The organism is Flavobacteriales bacterium, from assembly GCA_016713875.1.
GTDB lineage: Bacteria > Bacteroidota > Bacteroidia > Flavobacteriales_F > PHOS-HE28 > PHOS-HE28.
The window spans coordinates 3,188,045-3,205,529 of the sequence record JADJOI010000003.1; the positions used below are offsets into that span (position 1 = coordinate 3,188,045).

General features: G+C 65.6%; 10 protein-coding genes. 1 reads left to right on the forward strand and 9 read right to left on the reverse strand.

From position 1 onward, the window contains the following. Positions 1 to 90: 90 nt before the first annotated feature. The 8 genes from IPJ87_14995 to IPJ87_15030 all read right to left on the reverse strand — a co-directional run bounded on the left by IPJ87_14995 (position 91) and on the right by IPJ87_15030 (position 11,780). Positions 91 to 273 (reverse strand): hypothetical protein, encoded by a 183-nt coding sequence (locus IPJ87_14995; protein MBK7943156.1) that lies wholly within the window; start codon positions 271 to 273, stop codon positions 91 to 93. A 71-nt stretch (positions 274 to 344) separates the two neighbouring features. Then, positions 345 to 2,297, reverse strand: coding sequence for a peptidase M1 (locus tag IPJ87_15000; GenBank protein MBK7943157.1), 1,953 nt, complete (start codon positions 2,295 to 2,297; stop codon positions 345 to 347). 95 nt (positions 2,298 to 2,392) lie between these two features. Then, positions 2,393 to 3,346: a methylenetetrahydrofolate reductase [NAD(P)H] gene (gene metF, locus IPJ87_15005; GenBank protein ID MBK7943158.1), complete on the reverse strand. Its 954-nt coding sequence runs from the start codon at positions 3,344 to 3,346 to the stop codon at positions 2,393 to 2,395. 64 nt (positions 3,347 to 3,410) lie between these two features. Next, the gene (locus IPJ87_15010; GenBank protein ID MBK7943159.1) at positions 3,411 to 5,531 is read right to left on the reverse strand and encodes a gliding motility-associated C-terminal domain-containing protein; all 2,121 of its coding nucleotides are present in this window, start codon (positions 5,529 to 5,531) and stop codon (positions 3,411 to 3,413) included. A 16-nt stretch (positions 5,532 to 5,547) separates the two neighbouring features. Next, positions 5,548 to 8,463, reverse strand: coding sequence for a gliding motility-associated C-terminal domain-containing protein (locus IPJ87_15015; protein ID MBK7943160.1), 2,916 nt, complete (start codon positions 8,461 to 8,463; stop codon positions 5,548 to 5,550). Between the two features lie 7 nt (positions 8,464 to 8,470). Continuing rightward, positions 8,471 to 9,667 (reverse strand): gliding motility-associated C-terminal domain-containing protein, encoded by a 1,197-nt coding sequence (locus IPJ87_15020; protein ID MBK7943161.1) that lies wholly within the window; start codon positions 9,665 to 9,667, stop codon positions 8,471 to 8,473. Then, positions 9,651 to 10,208, reverse strand: a complete 558-nt coding sequence (locus tag IPJ87_15025) for a sigma-70 family RNA polymerase sigma factor (protein ID MBK7943162.1) — start codon at positions 10,206 to 10,208, stop codon at positions 9,651 to 9,653. Before IPJ87_15025 ends, IPJ87_15020 begins: the two co-directional genes overlap by 17 nt. 132 nt (positions 10,209 to 10,340) lie before the next feature. Next, on the reverse strand, positions 10,341 to 11,780 hold the full coding sequence (locus IPJ87_15030) for a T9SS type A sorting domain-containing protein (GenBank protein ID MBK7943163.1): 1,440 nt from the start codon (positions 11,778 to 11,780) through the stop codon (positions 10,341 to 10,343). Positions 11,781 to 11,882: 102 nt separating this feature from the next. Here IPJ87_15030 and lepA point away from each other — a divergent pair, with 102 nt between their 5' ends. Beyond that, positions 11,883 to 13,670, forward strand: coding sequence for an elongation factor 4 (lepA, locus tag IPJ87_15035; protein MBK7943164.1), 1,788 nt, complete (start codon positions 11,883 to 11,885; stop codon positions 13,668 to 13,670). Positions 13,671 to 13,706: 36 nt separating this feature from the next. Here the strand turns inward: lepA and IPJ87_15040 are convergent, their stop codons facing one another. After that, entirely contained in the window at positions 13,707 to 17,456 is a 3,750-nt protein-coding gene (locus IPJ87_15040; protein ID MBK7943165.1) for a VCBS repeat-containing protein, read from the reverse strand. Between the last annotated feature and the right edge of the window lie 29 nt (positions 17,457 to 17,485).

The following is a 17,485-nucleotide window of genomic DNA, read 5'->3' on the forward strand; positions in this document are numbered from 1 at the left end:
TGGAGGCTAGCGTCTGGTGGCCTGTGGCCGGAAGCTGGAGGCCACGTCCACCGCTGCCGTCAGGTCGTCTCTTCGCTCAGCTTTCCTCTTTCAGCTTTCCCGATTCCTGTTCTCACCGCACCACAACAGCTCGCCTTTCGTCTCCAATCCGCAGGACACTGCTACACCTGTTCCACCGATGTTGTACCGCACGATCGTCCTGTACGTGCGGTCCGCGGCCTGATCCACTCCGCCGATCAGGTCGGGGCCACCTGCTCCGTGGAGCAGCTTCATCCATCGGAGATCCTGTGCATGGGAGCACATGGTGAATAAGTCCATACCCGCCCACACCCGCCCGCGCAGCTTCATCGCTTCACGAGCACGGCCCGCAGTCCATCGGCCTCCACCACATAGAGCCCGGCGGCCAGGTCGGCCACGGGCAGGGCCACGCGCCGGTCGGCGATGGGGCGGGCGGCCCAGGCGCGCACCACGCGTCCGTGCAGGTCGGTGATGCGCACCTCGGCGGTGCCTTGGCGCGTGCCGCCCAGGTAGAGCAGGGCATCGCCGTTGGTGGGGTTGGGGTACAGCACGGCCCGGTCGTCCGTGTAGGCCAGCGAGGGCACACGCAGCACCAGGTTCTGGCCGCTGATCAGCCAGGTGTCGGGGTCCAGCAGGGCGCTGTCCGCCTGGAAGGGCAGCCAGAAGCTGAAGGCCTGGCCGCTGCTGCTGTGGTCCAGCACCAGCAGGCTGTCCTGCGTGATGTTCTTGAACCGGATGGGCACGGGCATCTCGAAGAAGTCCACGCTGGGGTGCGAGCTGCTCTGGTGCAGGAGCAGGTCCACCTGCCCGCTGGCATCCTGGGTCCATTCCACGGTGTAGGTGGGGTGGCCTTCGCCGGTGAACCAGTCGGCCATGAAGCCGTCGAGGTCCTTGCCGCTGGCGGCCTCCAGATGGGCCTGCAGATCGCTGGTGCGGGCGCTGCCATAGGCCAGGGCGGGGTCGTCGAGGTAGTTGCGGCAGCCGGCGAAAAAGGCGCTGTCGCCGCAGACCCAGCGCAGCATGTGCAGGAGCATGGCGCCCTTGCGGTAGGTGAGACGCGCACTGAACAGGCGGCCGATGTCGGTGGTGTCGCTCACGAACACGCTGCCATCGGGCAGGGCGGTGATGTCGTCCACCTGCGCGCGCGTCCAGCCGGGCCAGTAGCTCGGCGCGAGGGTCTCGTAGCACAGCCCGCTGAGGTAGGTGGCGAAGCCCTCGTTGAGCCAGAGGTCCTGCCAGCTTCCGCAGGTCACTTTGTCGCCGAACCACTGGTGGGCCAGTTCGTGCGCGGCCAGCTCGTAGCTCCAGCCACCCATGAAGGTCATGGTCTGGTGCTCCATGCCGCCGCCCCAGCCGAACTGGGCGTGGCCGTACTGCTCATCGGCGAAGGGATAGGTGCCGAAGCGATCGCTGAAGAACGGCATCTGCTGGGCCACATCCCCCGCCACCAGTTGCGCCATGAAGTCGTCCTGCGGGTACGCGTAGGTCCACATGGGCACGGTGTCATCCGGCAGGGTGATCTGGATCTGGCTCACCGCGTAGTCACAGGTGGCCGTGGCGATCAGGTAGTAGGCGATGGGGTGCCGATGACGCCAGTGGTGGGACCGGTGCGTTCCGCCGTTCACGTCGGTGACGGAAAGCAGCACGCCGTTGCTCACGCCCTCGTAGGCGGCCGGTACGGTGAGCCACACATCGATGGAGTCGATCTTGTCGTTGAGGTCCTGCTTGCACGGCCACCAGTCGCGGGCGCCGTAGGGCTCGCTCAGGGTCCACTGGGCGGTGTTGCCCTGCGGGGTGCCCACCGCGAAGGAGCCGAAGCCGCTGCCACTGGGTGCGCCGCTGTACACCACCGTCACGCTGTCCAAGGCTCCGGGGGCGAGGGTGGCGGGCAGGTCGATCAGCAGCGCACCGTCGGTGGTGTGCGTCCAGGTGAGCGGGTCGGCACCATGCAGCACCGCGCTCACGTGCAGTGCGCTGTCGGCGTCGAAGCGCAGGAGGCTCAGCGGGGCCGTAGCGGTGAAGTGGCTGCGCACCGTACCGCTGATGAAGTTGACCGCGGGGTCGAGGGTCCACTCCAGGCGGTGGTAGTGCAGATCGTAGCCCCATGTGGGCGTGCCGCTGCGCAGGAGCTGTGCGATCCCGTGGCGTTCACGCCAGGCCAGTTCGTCCACCACGGCCTTGTCCCAGGCCACTTGGGCCTGTGCGGAGCCGGTGCATGGGGACAGGAGGAGCGCGATGCACACCAGCGCTGGGGCATGGAACAAAGTGGTGGTGCGCATCCCCGAAAGGTACGGCGGGGAAATGTCCATGTGTCCATGTGCCCATGTGCTCAGCCCGCAGGGCGGGACAAGTCGTGCCCATGCGGGGCAGCGGGTCAGCGGACGGCCTTCAGGATGGCGCGCACGGCCTCACTGCGGCCCATGGTGTAGAAGTGCAGGCAGGGCACGTTGCGGGCGGTGAGCTCCCGGGCCTGCTGGATGCCCCATTCGATGCCCACGCGCTTGACCTCCTCGTCGGTGCGGCACTTGGCCAGCTCGGTGCTGAAGGCCACGGGCAGGTCCAGGTGGAAGGTCTTCGGGATGAAGGCGATGTGCTTCCGGTTGGTGAGGGGCTTAAGGCCGGGGATGATGGGCACGGTGATGCCTTCCGCCCGGCAGCGGTCCACGAAGGCGAAGTACTTGGCGTTGTCGAAGAACATCTGGGTCACCAGGTACTCGGCGCCAGCGTCCACCTTCTGCTTCAGGTAGGCGATGTCGGTGTCCAGGTTGAGCGCTTCGGGGTGCTTCTCCGGATAGCAGGCCGCGCCGACGCACAGGTCGGTGGCCGCGGTCTCGGTCTCCTCTTCGTGCAGGTACTGACCGCGGTTCAGGGCGGCGATCTGGCGGATGAGGTCCACGGCATGGGCGTGCCCATCGCGCTCGGGCACGAAGTGGCCCTCGTTCTTCACCGCATCGCCGCGCAAGGCCAGCACGTTGCCGATGCCCAGGAAGTTGAGCTCGATGAGGGCGTCCTCGGTGTCCTCCTTGCTGAAGCCGCCACAGATCAGGTGGGGCACCGTGTCCACGCTGTATTTGGCTTTGATCATGGCGCAGATGCCCACGGTGCCGGGGCGTTTGCGCAGGCGGATCTTCTGCAGTAGACCGTGGCCCATCTCCTTGTAGATCACCTCCTCACGGTGGTAGGTGACGTTGATGAAGCTGGGGCCGAACTCCATCAGCGGGTCGATGCCCTCGTAAATGGAGCGGATGTCGCGGCCCTTGAGCGGCGGCAGGATCTCGAAGCTGAAGAGCGTGCCCGTGGCCTTGCGCAGGTGGTCGGTGACCTTCATGGAGGGCGGCGAAGATAAAGGAACGCCCCGCGGGGCGGGGCGTTCGGCTCAAGGGGCGTGGCCCTCAGCGCAGGAGGGTCACATGCCCGGCGTACTCCTTGCCGTCGCTGCGGGTGAGCACGTAGTAGTAGGTGCCCTCGCTCACGTCCTTGGGTGACCACTGGTTGCGGTAGCTGGTGCTCTCGTATACCGTCTGGCCCCAGCGATTGAACACCTTCAGGTCCGAGTTGGGGTAGTACTCCACCCCGGTGAACTCCAGGTTATCGTTGTCACCATCTCCGTTCGGGCTGAAGACGTTGGGCACGAAGATCTCCGTGGGGATCACCGTGAACAGGTAGGTGATCGTGTCCGTGCACCCGTTCGCGGTGGTGACCAACAGCGTGATGGGATAGATGCCGGGCTCGTCGAAGGTGATACCGGCCGTGTTGCCGGTGCCGGTTCCCTGGCCACCGAGGTCCCACAGCCATTGCGTGATGGGATCCTGACTGGTGCTGCCATCGCTGAAGATCGCTGGTGTGCCCGGGAACACCGGGCCCGGAGGCGTGGCCACGATGCCGGCGTCAGGCACCGGGGCCGTCAGCACGTTCACCGGGGCCGAGGTGCCCTCGCAACCGTCGGCGCTGGTCACCGTCACGGTGTAGGTGCCGGTGTTCACCGTGATGGTGGGGTCCTGCGAACCGGTGTTCCACTGATAGGTGGGGAAGGGCTGGGTGGTGCTCAGCACGGTGGGGTCATCGCCGCAGGAGAAGAGGTTGCCGGCGATCACCGGCTGGGGGCTTTGGCCCTCCACCACGGTGACGGTGTTGCTGCCGAAGGTGCAGTAGCCGGCGGTGACCTCGACGCTGTAGGTGCCCGGGCCCACCAGCACGCTGTTGCCGTCGAAGCCGTTGCTCCACGCATACGTGTCGTAGAGGGGGGGGATGGTGAGGACGACGCCCTGCCCGTTACAGGAGATCGTATCGCCACTGATCACCGGCGCGGGCAACGTGGTGAAGAACACGTCCACCACGATGTCGATGGTGGTGGTGAGCGGCGGGGTGCCGTTGTCCGTGGCCGTGAAGGTGATGGTGTGGAAGCCGGCCTCCAAAGGCGTGGGGGTGAACTGCCCTTGCACGATCACCGAGTTGTTGCCGCTGGTGTTGAGCACTTCGGTGTAGCCCGAAAGCGTGGGTGCCGTCGAGCTGGCCACAGTGACCTGCCCTTGTTCCGGAGCGATGAAGTTCATCTCGATGTCCACCAGTTCGCCAGTGCACACACGCACCGTGTCGCACAGGAAGGTGCTGCTGGCGATGGGCGGGATGTTCTGGGTGCTCACCGCCGTGGTGAACACGAAGTTCTGGTCATCCAGCCAGTCCACACCATCGGGGCTGCCGAAGGGGCCGTCGTAGGTGATGCCGGGCTGGTCGAAGGTGCCGAACTGGATGTAGTCGATGGCGTTGCCGCGGTTGGCGCCCACCACGGCGGGGATGCCGCCGAAGCCGTTCACACCTTGGGAGGCGGCCCCGGTGGTCCACTGCATGTCCTTGTAGCAGAAGCTCACGTTCTTGCCCACGCCGATCACAGGATCGGTGCCATCGGTGATGATCAGCTGGAAGGTGTTCTGCTTGTCGGTCTGTGAGGCGAAATAGCCCACGGCCACCCAGTTCACATACAGGGCGGTGGGGGTCACCTTGTACAGGACCTGCCCCCCGTTGAGGCCCAGGCCGTCATCGCCACGGGTGTCCACATCGGCCCAGAAGGGGGCCACCATGATGAACTCGTTGTTCGGGAAGGGCGAGGCGCTGAAGGTGAAGTACGGGTTCTGGAAGGAGATGTTCCCGTTGTTGTTGATGTACAGGGTGTTGTACAGGTCGCCGTAGAGGTTGAACTGGAAGGGGATGGTGATGGCGGCGGAGGACCCGTCGTCGTTCGGGGTCATCGCCAGCTGGTAGGTGCTGTCGGGCGCGATCCAGCAATTGCAATCGCCGTTCACTCCGCCCCCACCGCCCTTGGGACGGGCGGGCGGGGCCTTCGAGGCCTGCACGCGTGGGGTGATGGGCTGCTGCGTGGGCCGCACCAGCTCGAAGGTGGCAGGTAGTCGGCCTTCAGCCTTCAAGGCGTCGTACTCGGCCATGGTGAGCTTCACCTGGGCGCTCACGGTGAGGTGCAGCGCAAGTCCGGTCAGCAGAAGGGTCGTGTGTCGCATTTGGATCGATCGGGCGTTATTTCACCAGGTTCACGTGGCCCACCCACTCCTGCTTTTCAGCGGCAAAAACGGGCCGACCGATCAGGCGCCAGGTGTACACCCCGGTGGGCAGGATCTCGCCGCCGCCCTGTGCGCGGCCGTCCCAGCCCTGTTCGATGTCGTTGGTCTTGAAGATGAGCTGGCCCCAGCGGTCGTACACCTCGAAGGTGTGCTCCTCGGGCACCATGTCCGCCAGCACCGGCTGGAACAGCTCGTTCAGGTTGTTCCCGTCCGGCGTGAAGGCGTTGGGGATGTAGATGGCGGGCACGTACACGGGCACCACCTTGCAGAGCGAGTCGGTGCAGCCGTACTGGTCGGTGACGCGCAGACACACCTCGTGATCGTCGCCGATCACATCGCTGAACTCGTAGTAGAGCGTGCGCTCGGTGGCGGTGTCGGTGCCGTTGAAGGTCCAGGACCAGATCACGGCCTCCGGATCATCGCTGGCGAAGTAGATGCTCGCGTTCTGCTCGGTGCCTGGGTTGGGGCTGAAGATGAAGGTGGCCAGGGGCGCGGGGTCCACGGTGACGGCGCCGGGCACCAGCAACTGGTCGGTGCAGCCCTGCGGGGTGGTGATGGTGAGGCCCACGGTGTACCAACCGGGCAGTTCATACAGGTGTTCCACGCTGTCGCAGCTCAGGGTGTTCGCCCCGTCGCCGAGGTCCCACACGCAACTGCCGCCCAGATAGATCGGGTCCGTGGTGTTGGTCAGGGTGGTCTGCAAGGGGTGGCATCCGCTGTCGGGTTCCACGGTGAAGGAGATCACCGGCAGGGGGTTCACGGTCACCTGCACCAGCGCGGTGTCGGTGAGCAGCGAGCAGGTGCCGATGCCATAGGCCACGTAGGCGTAGGCGCCGCTACTATCGGCCGCCGGGTCGAGCACCGGGGCGTGGGCCAGCATGCCGGGGTCGAGCCAGTTGCCGCCGGTATCCGGGGATCCGCCCAGCAGGGGGAAGAGCTGCGTCACAGGCCCATCGAAGCAGATGACCAGGGTGGCGTCCTGCCCGGCGTCCGGCAAGGGGTCCACAGCGAGTGTCAGTGTGGCGGTCAGGGTGGGGCATGGTGCCGTGCCGGTCACCGTGTAGGTGTACACACCCGGGGCATCGGTGGCGGCCAGGAAGGTGCCCGGGACCGGTTGCTGGTTGGGGTCGCTCCACTGGCCGGTGGCGTCCGGCGTGCCGCCCAGGGTGGCGAGCATGTCCAGCAGGGGGGCGTCGCTGCATAGGGTCAGCGAAGCGTCCGTGCCGGGGTCCACGGCTTGCGGAATGTCCACCGTCACGAAGGCCGTGTCGTTGGGGCAGGGGCTGGTGCCCGGCACGATGTAGCGGTACACGCCGGCCGGGTCGACCCCGGGGTCGAGGGTGCCGGAGAACACGCTGCCATTGGGGTATTGCCAGCCGCCGGAGGCCATGGGACCGCCCGGGATGTTCAGGAAGAGGTCGTCCTGTCCATCGCTGGTGCAATAGGCCAGGGCCACATCCTGCCCGGCGTTCACGCTGGCCTGGGTGGTCATGGTCACCGTGCCGCTGGCCGCGCAACTGCTGCCCTGCCCCACGGCGTAGAGGTAGGCCCCGTCGAGGTCCACCCCCGGGTCGAAGGTGCCGCTGTGCACGTTGCCGTTGGGGTCGGTCCAATCGCCGGTGTTGGGTGGGTTGCCGCCCAGCAGGGTCAGCATGTCCACCGGAGCGTCCAGATCGCACACGGTGAGCGAACCCGGGGTGATCAGCGCGCCCTGCTGCACCTCCACCACGATGTTGAGCGTGGAGGTCATGGACGGCACGCCATCATCGGTGCCCTGCACGGAGATGATGTGGAAGCCCACATCGGCCGGGGTGGGCAGGATATCGATGGTGATGGTGGCCGCCAGCCCGGGCACCAGGCTGGTGATGGTGAAGTTGGAGAGCGTGGTGGAGCTGGCCGAAGGGGTGGTGATCTGGTTGGGCTCCGGCGACAGGAAGGTGACGTCCAAAGTGGCCAGGTCGCCCACGCACAGGATGATGGAGTCGCACACGCTCTGACCGCTGATCACGGGGGGCACGTTGGCCGTGGTGATGTCCGTGCTGAAGCTGAAGTACTGATCGTCCAGGAAGCTCACTCCGTCGTTGAGGCCGAAGGGTCCGTCATACGCGGTGCCGGGCTGGTCAAAGCGGCCGAACTGGATATAGTCCACGCCGTTGCCCTCGTTCGCGCCCACGCTCGCCGGGGTGCCGCCGAAGCCATTGGTGCCTCCGCTGGCCGAGCCGGTGGTCCACTGCATGTCCTTGTAGCAGAAGCTCACATTCGCGCCGTTCGGCACCACGGGGTCCGTGCCGTCGGTGATGATCAACTGGAAGGTGTTCACCTTGTCGGTCATCTGGCTGAAGTAGCCCACGTTCGTCCAGTTCACGTACATGGCCGTGGGCGTCACCTTGAACTGCACGATGTTGTTGCCGAAGCCCGGCCCACGCAGGTCCACATCCGCCCAGAAAGGCGCCACCATGGTGTAGCCGTTGAAGGGGAAGCCGGTGGAGCTGAAGGTGCCGTAGTACTGGCCGAAGCTGACGTTGCCGTTGATGTTGATGTAGACCGTGTTGTACAGGGTGCCGTACAGGTAGAATTGGAAGGGAAGGACGATGGGGCCGTAGCTGCCGTCATCGGCGTTGTGGAAGCCGCTGGCGTCCCACTGGGTGTTGTTGTCGATCGTGGTGTAGTTGGCGTCCGGCATCACCCAGCAGTCGCAGGTGCTGCTGCCTCCGCGCTGCACGTACGGGTCCGGGGCGGGGGTGACGCCGGTGTTCGGCGCGGGGGGGAAGGTGGCCAGCTTCCACGCGTCGTAGCTGGCCTGATCGTGCGGGGCCTGGGCCGCGCCGCCCAGGGCGGTCAGCACAAGAAGGAGGGTCGCAAGGTGCCGCATGTCCGGTTCAGCGAATGATGTTCACGGTGTTGCTGTAGGCCCGGGCCTTGCCCGCTAGGTCCTCCACCTCGATGGCGTAGAGGTAGGTGCCGCTGGGGCAGGGGTGGCCCTGCAGGTCGTTGCCGTCCCACGCACGAAGGTCGTTGGACGTGAACACCAGGGCGCCTGTGGCCCCGCTGAAGATCCGCACGGCCACGCGTTGATAGTGGCTGCCCTGCGGCACCCACTGCTCGTTCTCCCCGTCGCCGTTGGGGGTGAACACGTTCGGGATGAAGAGCACCGGCTCGGCCACGGCCTCGTTCAAGGGAGAAGGTTCCGGTTCCGCCACGGGCTCCTCCTGCACAGGTGTCTCCGGCTGTGCCGGACGGTCCTCGCCCCGGTTCAGCTCGCGCAGCACCTCCTGCACCACCTGTCGCCCCTCGGGCTCGGAAGTGAACGTGGCGATCGGTTGCGTTCCAGCTGGGGAGGGGACGTCGGCTTGAACCTCCGGGTGTGCTGCTACGGCCCCTGTGTTCCCTTCGGAGCGCTCCGGCGTGCTCGCCGCATGCAGGTCGTGCATCCGGGCGTCGTCCGGTCGGGTGCTGGCTTCGGGTCGAGCACGATCGGCCTGAGGTGCGGTGGTGGTCGCTGGCGCTTCGGGACGTTGCGCCGCGGTCTCCGCGGGGGCGGTGGAGCCCGTCGTGGTTCCCGCCGCCCCGTCCTGGGTCGTCGTGGCCGGTGCATCGGTCGGGGTCACCGGCGCCTGTAGCGTGACCGCGGTGCGCTCGGCATCGGGGGCGGATGGGCTTTCGGCGGCCAGGTACAATCCCCCGGCCACCAGCAGGGCAGCGGCCCCACCGGCCACCCAGCCGAGCAGGGAACTTCCGCTGGCGGCGGCGGCGCCGTGGCCCAACTGGCCTTCGATGGCGGTCCAGGCGGCGGTCGGCACGGGCACCTCGTGGCCGTTGAACCGGTCACGGAGCAGGCTGTTCACGGGGTCGGCCAGGGTCACCTGGTGCTCGATGGCGTCCCACACGCCGGGGTCCACCTCGGCCTCGTGGCCGCTGAACCGCTCGCGCAGCAGGTCGCTCACCAGGTCGGTGCTGGTGGCGGCGCCCAGGGCCAGCTGGCTGGTGATGGCGTCCCAAGCGGCCGGCGGCACGGCCACTTCATGGCCGGCGAAACGGTCGCGCAGGACCTCGATCAGTTCATCCTTCCGCTCCATCGCCATAGATGTCGGCCGCCTCCTTGGGCAGCAGTTTGCGCAGGTAGGCCCGTGCTTTCATGAATTGGCTCTTCGAGGTGTTCTCGCTGATGCCCATCATCTCGCTGATCTCCTTGTGGGCGTAACCCTCGATGGCGAACAGGTTGAAGACGGCGCGGTAGCCGGGGGGCAGGGCCTGGATCAGCTCCATGAGCTCCCCGGTGCTCATCTGCCCCAGCACTTGGGCGTCCTCGCTGTGCAGGTGCTCGGCCTCGGTGAGGTCCAGGCTGTGGTCGTAGGGCTTGTTGCGCCGGATGTGGTCCAGGGCGGTGTTCACCATGGTGCGGGCGATCCAGCCGCCCAGGGGGCCGTCGCCGCGGTAGTGGTCCATTTTCTGGAACACCTTCACGAAGCCGTCCTGCAGGATGTCCTGGGCCTGTTCCCGTCCTGGGGCGTAGCGCATGCAGATGCTCATCATCTTACGGGCGTAGGCACGATACAACTCCTTCTGGGCCAAGGGCTCACCCTTCAGGCATCCGGTCACGAGCTGTTCGTCCGTCATGGCGTCCGTGGGGAATGATGCGATCGGCGGGCGAAAGGTTGCCCGGGCCCCTGCAAGATAAGGCCCTTCCTGCCCGCGAAGCGCGGGGAAGGCCGACAAACCCGGCATCCCGGAGCTCGGGATCGCAGGGCCCTACGGGTTGGTGGAGCGCACGAAGCGCTGCACGCTGCTGCCCCCGGCGCCGCTGACCCGCACCATGTAGGTACCCACGGACAGCCCGCTCAACTCAAGCGTGAGCGGCTTGCTGGTGACGGCCACGGACCGGATCACACGGCCGTCGAGCTCCATAAGATCAACCTGTGCCGCGCCCTCGTCCGGGAGGAGGATGTTCAGCTGGTCGACAGCGGGGTTGGGCGCCAGGGAAAAGGCGATCGGTCCACGTTCGTTCAGCGCAGTGGCCCCGGGGACGACCTCAACCACCACCTTGTAGGTGCTCTCGAGCGGGATCAGGTCATCGTTCTGCCCCAGGTAGGTGACCTGATGGTAGCCGATGTCCTGCGCCTGGGCATCGATCTGGGCAAGGACCTCGATGTGATCCGCCACGGGATTGTTCAGCTGCACGAACGAGTTCAACGTTCCGCATGAGGCCGTCGCGGAGACCAGTTCGCCGGGTCCTCCGGCCAGGATCAACATCTGAAGTTGGACCGTCTGGCCCACCTGCACGGCGACCGTGTCGCATCCGTAGGTGCTGGCGAAGATCGGCGGTACACCAGCGGTGTCGGCGATGTTCAAAAGGAAATGGGTGCTGTCCAGCCAGTCCACCTGATCATTCGCCAGGAAAGGACCATCGTATGCGATGCCGGGGGCATCGTAACGGCCGACTTGTGCGTATTCCACACCATCGCCCAAGTTCACGCCCACGCTAGCGGCCGTGCCTCCGAATCCGCCCATGCCACCTGAGGCGGCCCCGGTGGTCCACTGCATGTCCTTGTAGCAGAAGCTCACATTGTTCCCGAACGAGACCGCGGGGTCGATCCCGTCCGTGATGATCAACTGGAAGGAGTTCACCTTGTCGGTCATCTGGTTGAAGTAGCCCACGTTCGTCCAGTTCACGTACATCGCCGTGGGGGTCACCTTGAACTGCACGATGTTGTTGCCGACGCCCGGCCCACGCAGGTCCACATCCGCCCAGAATGGCGCCACCAATTTGATGGTGTTCGCCGGAAAACCAGTGGAAGTGAACGAAATGTATGGGGTTCCGAAACTGACGTTCCCGTTGATGTTGATGTAGGCCGTATCGACGGCCGTACCGAATAAGTCGAAGGGGAACGGCAGTGCGATCGGGCCGTGGCTGCCGTCGTCAGCATTCTGGAAGCCGGTGGCGTTCCAGGCCAGGTTATTGTCGATCGTGAAATAGCTGCTGTCCGGCTGCACCCAGCAGTCGCAGGGCTGTCCGCCTCCTTTCGGCAGGACGCTGGAGGGCGCTGGGCCGCTGCGATGGGCGGGTGCGGCCGCAGCGGTCGAGGCCAAGGTCGACTTCCAGGCCTGATAGGCGTCGGCGTCCTGAAAGGATTGCGCGGGGACCAAGGACGGGAGCACCACCAGCATGGCGAAGGTTGAGCGGAGCTTCATGGGACTGGTTCGGGCCAAGCCGAAGATAGTGATCCATCCTGATCGAGGGTCCGTGCCTCGCGCGCGGAGGGCTACCTTTGCACGCCTTTTCCGGACCCGGCCATGGAACACATCCGCAACTTCTGCATCATCGCCCACATCGACCACGGCAAGAGCACCCTGGCCGACCGGCTGCTGCAGATGACCGGCACCATCGCCGACCGCGACATGCAGGCCCAGGCGCTGGACGACATGGACCTGGAGCGCGAGCGGGGGATCACCATCAAGAGCAAGGCGATCCAGATGGACTACGCCCTCAATGGGAAGAAGTATGTCCTGAACCTGATCGACACGCCCGGCCACGTGGACTTCAGCTACGAGGTGAGCCGCAGCATCGCCGCCTGCGAGGGCGCCCTGCTGATCGTGGACGCCACCCAGGGCATCCAGGCACAGACCATCAGCAACCTGTACCTGGCCCTGGAGCACGACCTGGAGATCATCCCCATCCTGAACAAGATGGACCTGCCCTCGGCGAACCCCGAGGAGGTGAAGGACCAGATCGTGGACCTGCTGGGCTGCACCCGCGAGGAGATCCTGCCCGCCAGCGGCAAGACGGGGCAGGGGGTGGACAAGGTGCTGGAGGCCGTGGTGGCGCGCATCCCGTCCCCGAAGGGCGACCCCAACGCCCCCTTGCAGGCGCTCATCTTCGACAGCGTGTTCAACAGCTTCCGCGGCATCATCGCCTACTACCGCGTGATGAACGGCACCATCCGCAAGGGCGACAAGGTGAAGTTCTTCAACACCGGCGTGGAGTACGGCGCCGACGAAGTGGGCATCCTGCGGATGGACATCAGCCCGCGCCCCGAGGTGAAGGCCGGTGACGTAGGCTACATCATCAGCGGCATCAAGACGGCCAGCGAGGTGAAGGTGGGCGACACCATCACCCACGTGGAGCGGCCCTGCGCCGAGGCCATCCACGGTTTCGAGGATGTGAAGCCCATGGTGTGGGCGGGCATCTTCCCGGTGGACACCGACGACTACGAGGAGCTGCGCGATGCCATGGAGAAGCTCAAGCTCAACGACGCCAGCCTCACGTGGGCGCCCGAGACCAGCGCGGCGCTCGGCTTCGGCTTCCGCTGCGGCTTCCTGGGCCTGCTGCACATGGAGATCATCCAGGAGCGTTTGGAGCGCGAGTTCGGCATGACCGTGATCACCACCGTGCCCAACGTGAGCTACGTGGTGACGCGGACCAACGGCGAGGTGCTGGAGGTGCACAACCCCAGCGAGCTGCCCGAGGTGATGCACATCGAGACCATCGAGGAGCCGTACATCAAGGCGCAGGTGATCACCAAGGCCGAGTACACCGGGGCCATCATGACGCTGTGCATCGAGAAGCGCGGCATGCTCACCGGGCAGAACTACCTCACCACCGACCGCGTGGAGCTCACCTTCGAGATGCCGCTCGGCGAGGTGGTCTTCGACTTCTACGACAAGCTGAAGACCATCAGCCGGGGCTACGCCAGCTTCGATTACCACCCCATCGGCATGAAGGAGAGCGACCTCATCAAGCTCGACATCCTGCTGAACGGGGAGCGGGTGGACGCGCTGAGCGCGCTGATCCACCGCGACCACGCGCAGGAGCTGGGCCGCAAGATGTGCGCGAAGCTCAAGGAGCTGCTGCCGCGCCAGCAGTTCGAGATCCCCATCCAGGCCGCCATCGGCGCCAAGATCATCGCGCGCGAAACGGTGCGCGCCCTCCGCAAGGACGTGACCGCCAAGTGCTACGGAGGTGACATCAGCCGCAAGCGCAAACTGCTGGAGAAGCAGAAGGAGGGCAAGAAGCGCATGCGCCAAGTGGGCACGGTGGAAGTGCCCCAGGAGGCCTTCCTGGCGGTGCTCAAGCTGGACTGATCGGTCCGCCCGGCGGATCGTCAGGTGGCATGGCCCTCACTGCGCCAGCACCCGCACCGCCCCGATCACTTCTTCGTCGCGCATGAGCCGCAGGATATAGGCCCCCGCGCCGAGCCCCTCACGGAACAGGGTGACGCTTCGCCCGGTCGGTCGCAGCACGCGCAGCACCCGCCCGCTCACGTCCACCAGCTCGATGCGGTGCTGCGCGGTGAGCATCTCGGAGATCTGCAGCACGGCCATCTCGTTCATCGGGTTGGGTGCGAGCCGCAGACTGGTGCCCCCTGCATCGGGCAAGCTGTTGGCGGTATAGGTGTACGGATCGCTCAGGGCCACGCAGCCGTATGCGCTGGTCACCTGCACGGTGTAGTCGCCGTTCTGGGTGGGCAGGAGTTGCGGCAGGGTGTCACCGGGCAGCAGCAGTCCGTTCAGGAACCACTGGTAGTGGATGCCGGCGCTGGCCTCCAGCACGTCCGGCGCTGGAGAGTTGACCAGGGCTTCATGCAGGCTGCAGTCCACCAGGGTGTTCAGCACCGTGTTAGTGATCACCGGGGGGTTGAGGTCGAAGTAGATGGCGGCGCTGTTCTCGATCGTCGTCAGATGCGGGAGTCCGTTGTCGAGCGAGATGCGGAACTTCACGAAACCCTGGCTCGCCTGGAGGTCGGCGCCGCTATCCGGCAGGGCGATCCCTTCGAACCGGAATTCCAAGGTGCCGTCCGCCCGGATGAGCACATCCGTTGGTGAATGGGAGTATCCGAGCAGCGTCACGCTCGCGGGGTCGAGGTCCACGTCGAGCACATCGCGGAGGATCACATCCATGGCGGGTGCGTTGCCGGTGTTCTGGAAACGGATCGTGTAGTCGAGGTGGTCCGTGGCGATATCGATCGCTCCCTGATCACCGACCCCTTTAGGGGACACCTGCTTGTCGTTCGGGTCCCAGGCGCAGGTCACCGTGTCGGTCCAGAGCGATGTGGTGGTCTGCACCACCACGCCCCCGATGCTCGCTTCGAGCGTGCAGGTGTTGGTCACGGGCATTCCCAGCAGGGCGAGGGCAGGACCCTCCACGATGAGGTGGGCGCCGTAGGTCGAATAGTAGTACAGATCATCGAACGACCAATGGACCGTGCGGCCCACGACGGAGTCGGGCGCCGGGGATGCGGAGTGGAAGGTGAAGGCGGTATCGAGCTCGACGGCGAGGTGCCCATCCGGGATGGTGGTGCCCAGGTTCGTTGCCTGCACGAAGAAGGAGGAATAGCTGTCGCACATGTACAGCGAACCCACGAGCGTGGGCTCGAGGTTCGTTACGATCACGGCCGGTGTGAAGCCGAAATCGTTGCCGGTGCTCACAGGGTTCAGCGCGTCGAGCGCGATGTGGTATTCGCTGGAATCCGTGGTGAGCGCCCAGAGGGTATCCGGTACAAGAGAGGACAGGACGAAGTGGCCCGGGGCCAGGCTGAACGAGTATGCACCGGTGGTATCCGTCATCGGGTAGCCGCTGGATGGATCGCACTGGGACAGCACGAAGGGCAATGGGCCTTCACCCGGGTCGCGCACGCCATCGGCGTTCAGGTCATGCCATACCTGCCCTTCGGCCCTGTAGGGCGAGTTGAACAGATTCTCCAGCCAGGCAGCGCTGCCGCTGGCGGCACAGGTCACCACATCGAGCGCGCCATCCCCGCTCACATCGGCCAGGATCAAGTGGTCCCTGCCGGTGTGCTGTGCCGCGGTCGCGAGCGTGAGCATGCCGCCCATGGTGCCGTTGCCGAGGTTGAGCCGGATCACGAGATCGCCGTTCTGGAGGAGCGCGACGAGGTCGGGATGGGTGTCCCCATCCATGTCGCCCAGCGTGTACGCGACGGCGGGGCAAGGCATGGCCTGGATGAGCGACAGGGTCCCATTGCCGACGCTCATGAACGCGATGGAATCACCATTGAACAGGATCAGCTCCTCCTGCCCATCCTGGTCAAGGTCATGCGTAGCGATCCCGGGCGAATTCATGCTGCCATTCGAATACGCCCGGATGGGTGCGATCACCCCCGGAGCGGTCGGTTGTGGGGCGCCGGTCCCATCGTTCAGGTTCCATCGCACTGAATCAGTTCCCAGCATCGTCGCATGCCACCAGACGAAGTCGGGATGACCGTCGGCATCGACCCGGCAGAGGGTGACCCCGGTGGGCAGGTTCCCCGCGTCGAGCCAGTGCTCCTGTTCGGACCAACCATTGCCGGTGTTCAGGTTCACCATGACGGGACCTCCGGAATAGCGAAGCACGTCGTTGTCGCCATCCAGGTCCAGGTCGCGGATGCATGGCACGATGGCCCCGGGGATCAGGCCGAAGTAGTTGTTGCCTACCGCTGTGATGGAATCCCCATTGATCACGCTCATCACGAACTGCCGGCGTGTGGTGCCCGTGTTCGGGTCGCGCCATTCAAGCAGCAGGTCTGGGGGCCCCCCACCGTCGAGTTCGGCCACATCCACCCGGGAGATCCCCGAGGCGGACACCCAGTACTCAATGGGCTGATGCCTCAGATCACCCCCAAGACCCACATGTCCGGCCAATTGCAACGGCCGTGGCCCCTCGAGGGTCGGCCCCCAGGAGGTATTGCTACAGACGATCACCTGGGTGCCGTGAAGCGCAAGGCACAAGGGGGCGGCCACCGAATTCAGGCGCAGGAGGCCACCACCGCCGGAGAGATGCAGCTGCAGTGCATGGTTGCCGAGGCCCAGTACATCGGGGGTCTGGTCTCCATCGGCATATCCCACGGCGTAGGGCTGGAACAGGTTCGAGACCATGATGTCCCCGGCATAGGTGAACGTCCCGGAACCGTCGTTCACGCACCTCACCAGCTCATCCGGCAGTCCGAGGTTCCAGGAGAGGTACCAGAGGTAGAGGTCCAGATCGCCATCCCCCTCCATGTCCATGAGCTTGAGGGAGGTGGTCTTCGCGCCTGGATAGACCACCTGGAGGGCGGGTGTGATGGGGCCGAAGTTGCCGACACCGTCGTTCAACGCGCGGTACGCGTCACTGTCCAGCCCCGCCAACAGCATGTCGGTATCGAGGTCACCATCGATGTCCGCGAGCAGGATATGATCACCTGGTGGTGTGCCGGACAGCACATGTGTCGTGAAGGCGCCTGAGCCGTCGTTCTCGAACCAGCGGAGCGCGGAGTACGCGATGGCCAGGTCCGTATCCCCGTCCAGGTCGAGGTCGCCCAGGTCGAGGAAGTTATCGAACCGCGGGTGTTGCGGGGTGGGGACGATGCCTGTGGCGAGGATGAGTTGGCCGGGGCCGTAGGACATGCCGCCGGTGTTCTCTGACCAACTGATGTTGACACCGGCCGCATCATGCGCATAGATCAGGTCCAGGTCCATATCGCCGTCCAGGTCGGCGGCGCGCGCGAGGAACACTTCGTTCAGGCCGGACAACAGATCGGCCATCGCAGCGAAGTTCCCGCCGCCAAGCCCTTGTGCCCAACGCACGGCTCCCGATGTGCGGAAGGGCAGAAGCAGGTCGTGGTCGCCGTCCCCGTCCAGATCGACGAAGTGGATGGACGTGAGGCCGTCCGCGTTCCCCAGGTTCCGGGTGACCTGGTAGGTGCCCGGGGCGACCTGCTCCTGAACGAGAAGCCCGGCGGAGGTGGCGCGCAGGACATCCCCATCGCCGTCGCCATCGAGGTCGAGGATCGCCAACGCACTGGCCTCCGCGGGATGAATGAACCGATGTTCCAGGCCCACCTGGGCGTGAAGCGAGGTGATGACCAGGCTTGCAAGAAGGATCGCAGGGATGCGCATGGCGAGGTGTTCGCAGGTAAGACGCATCC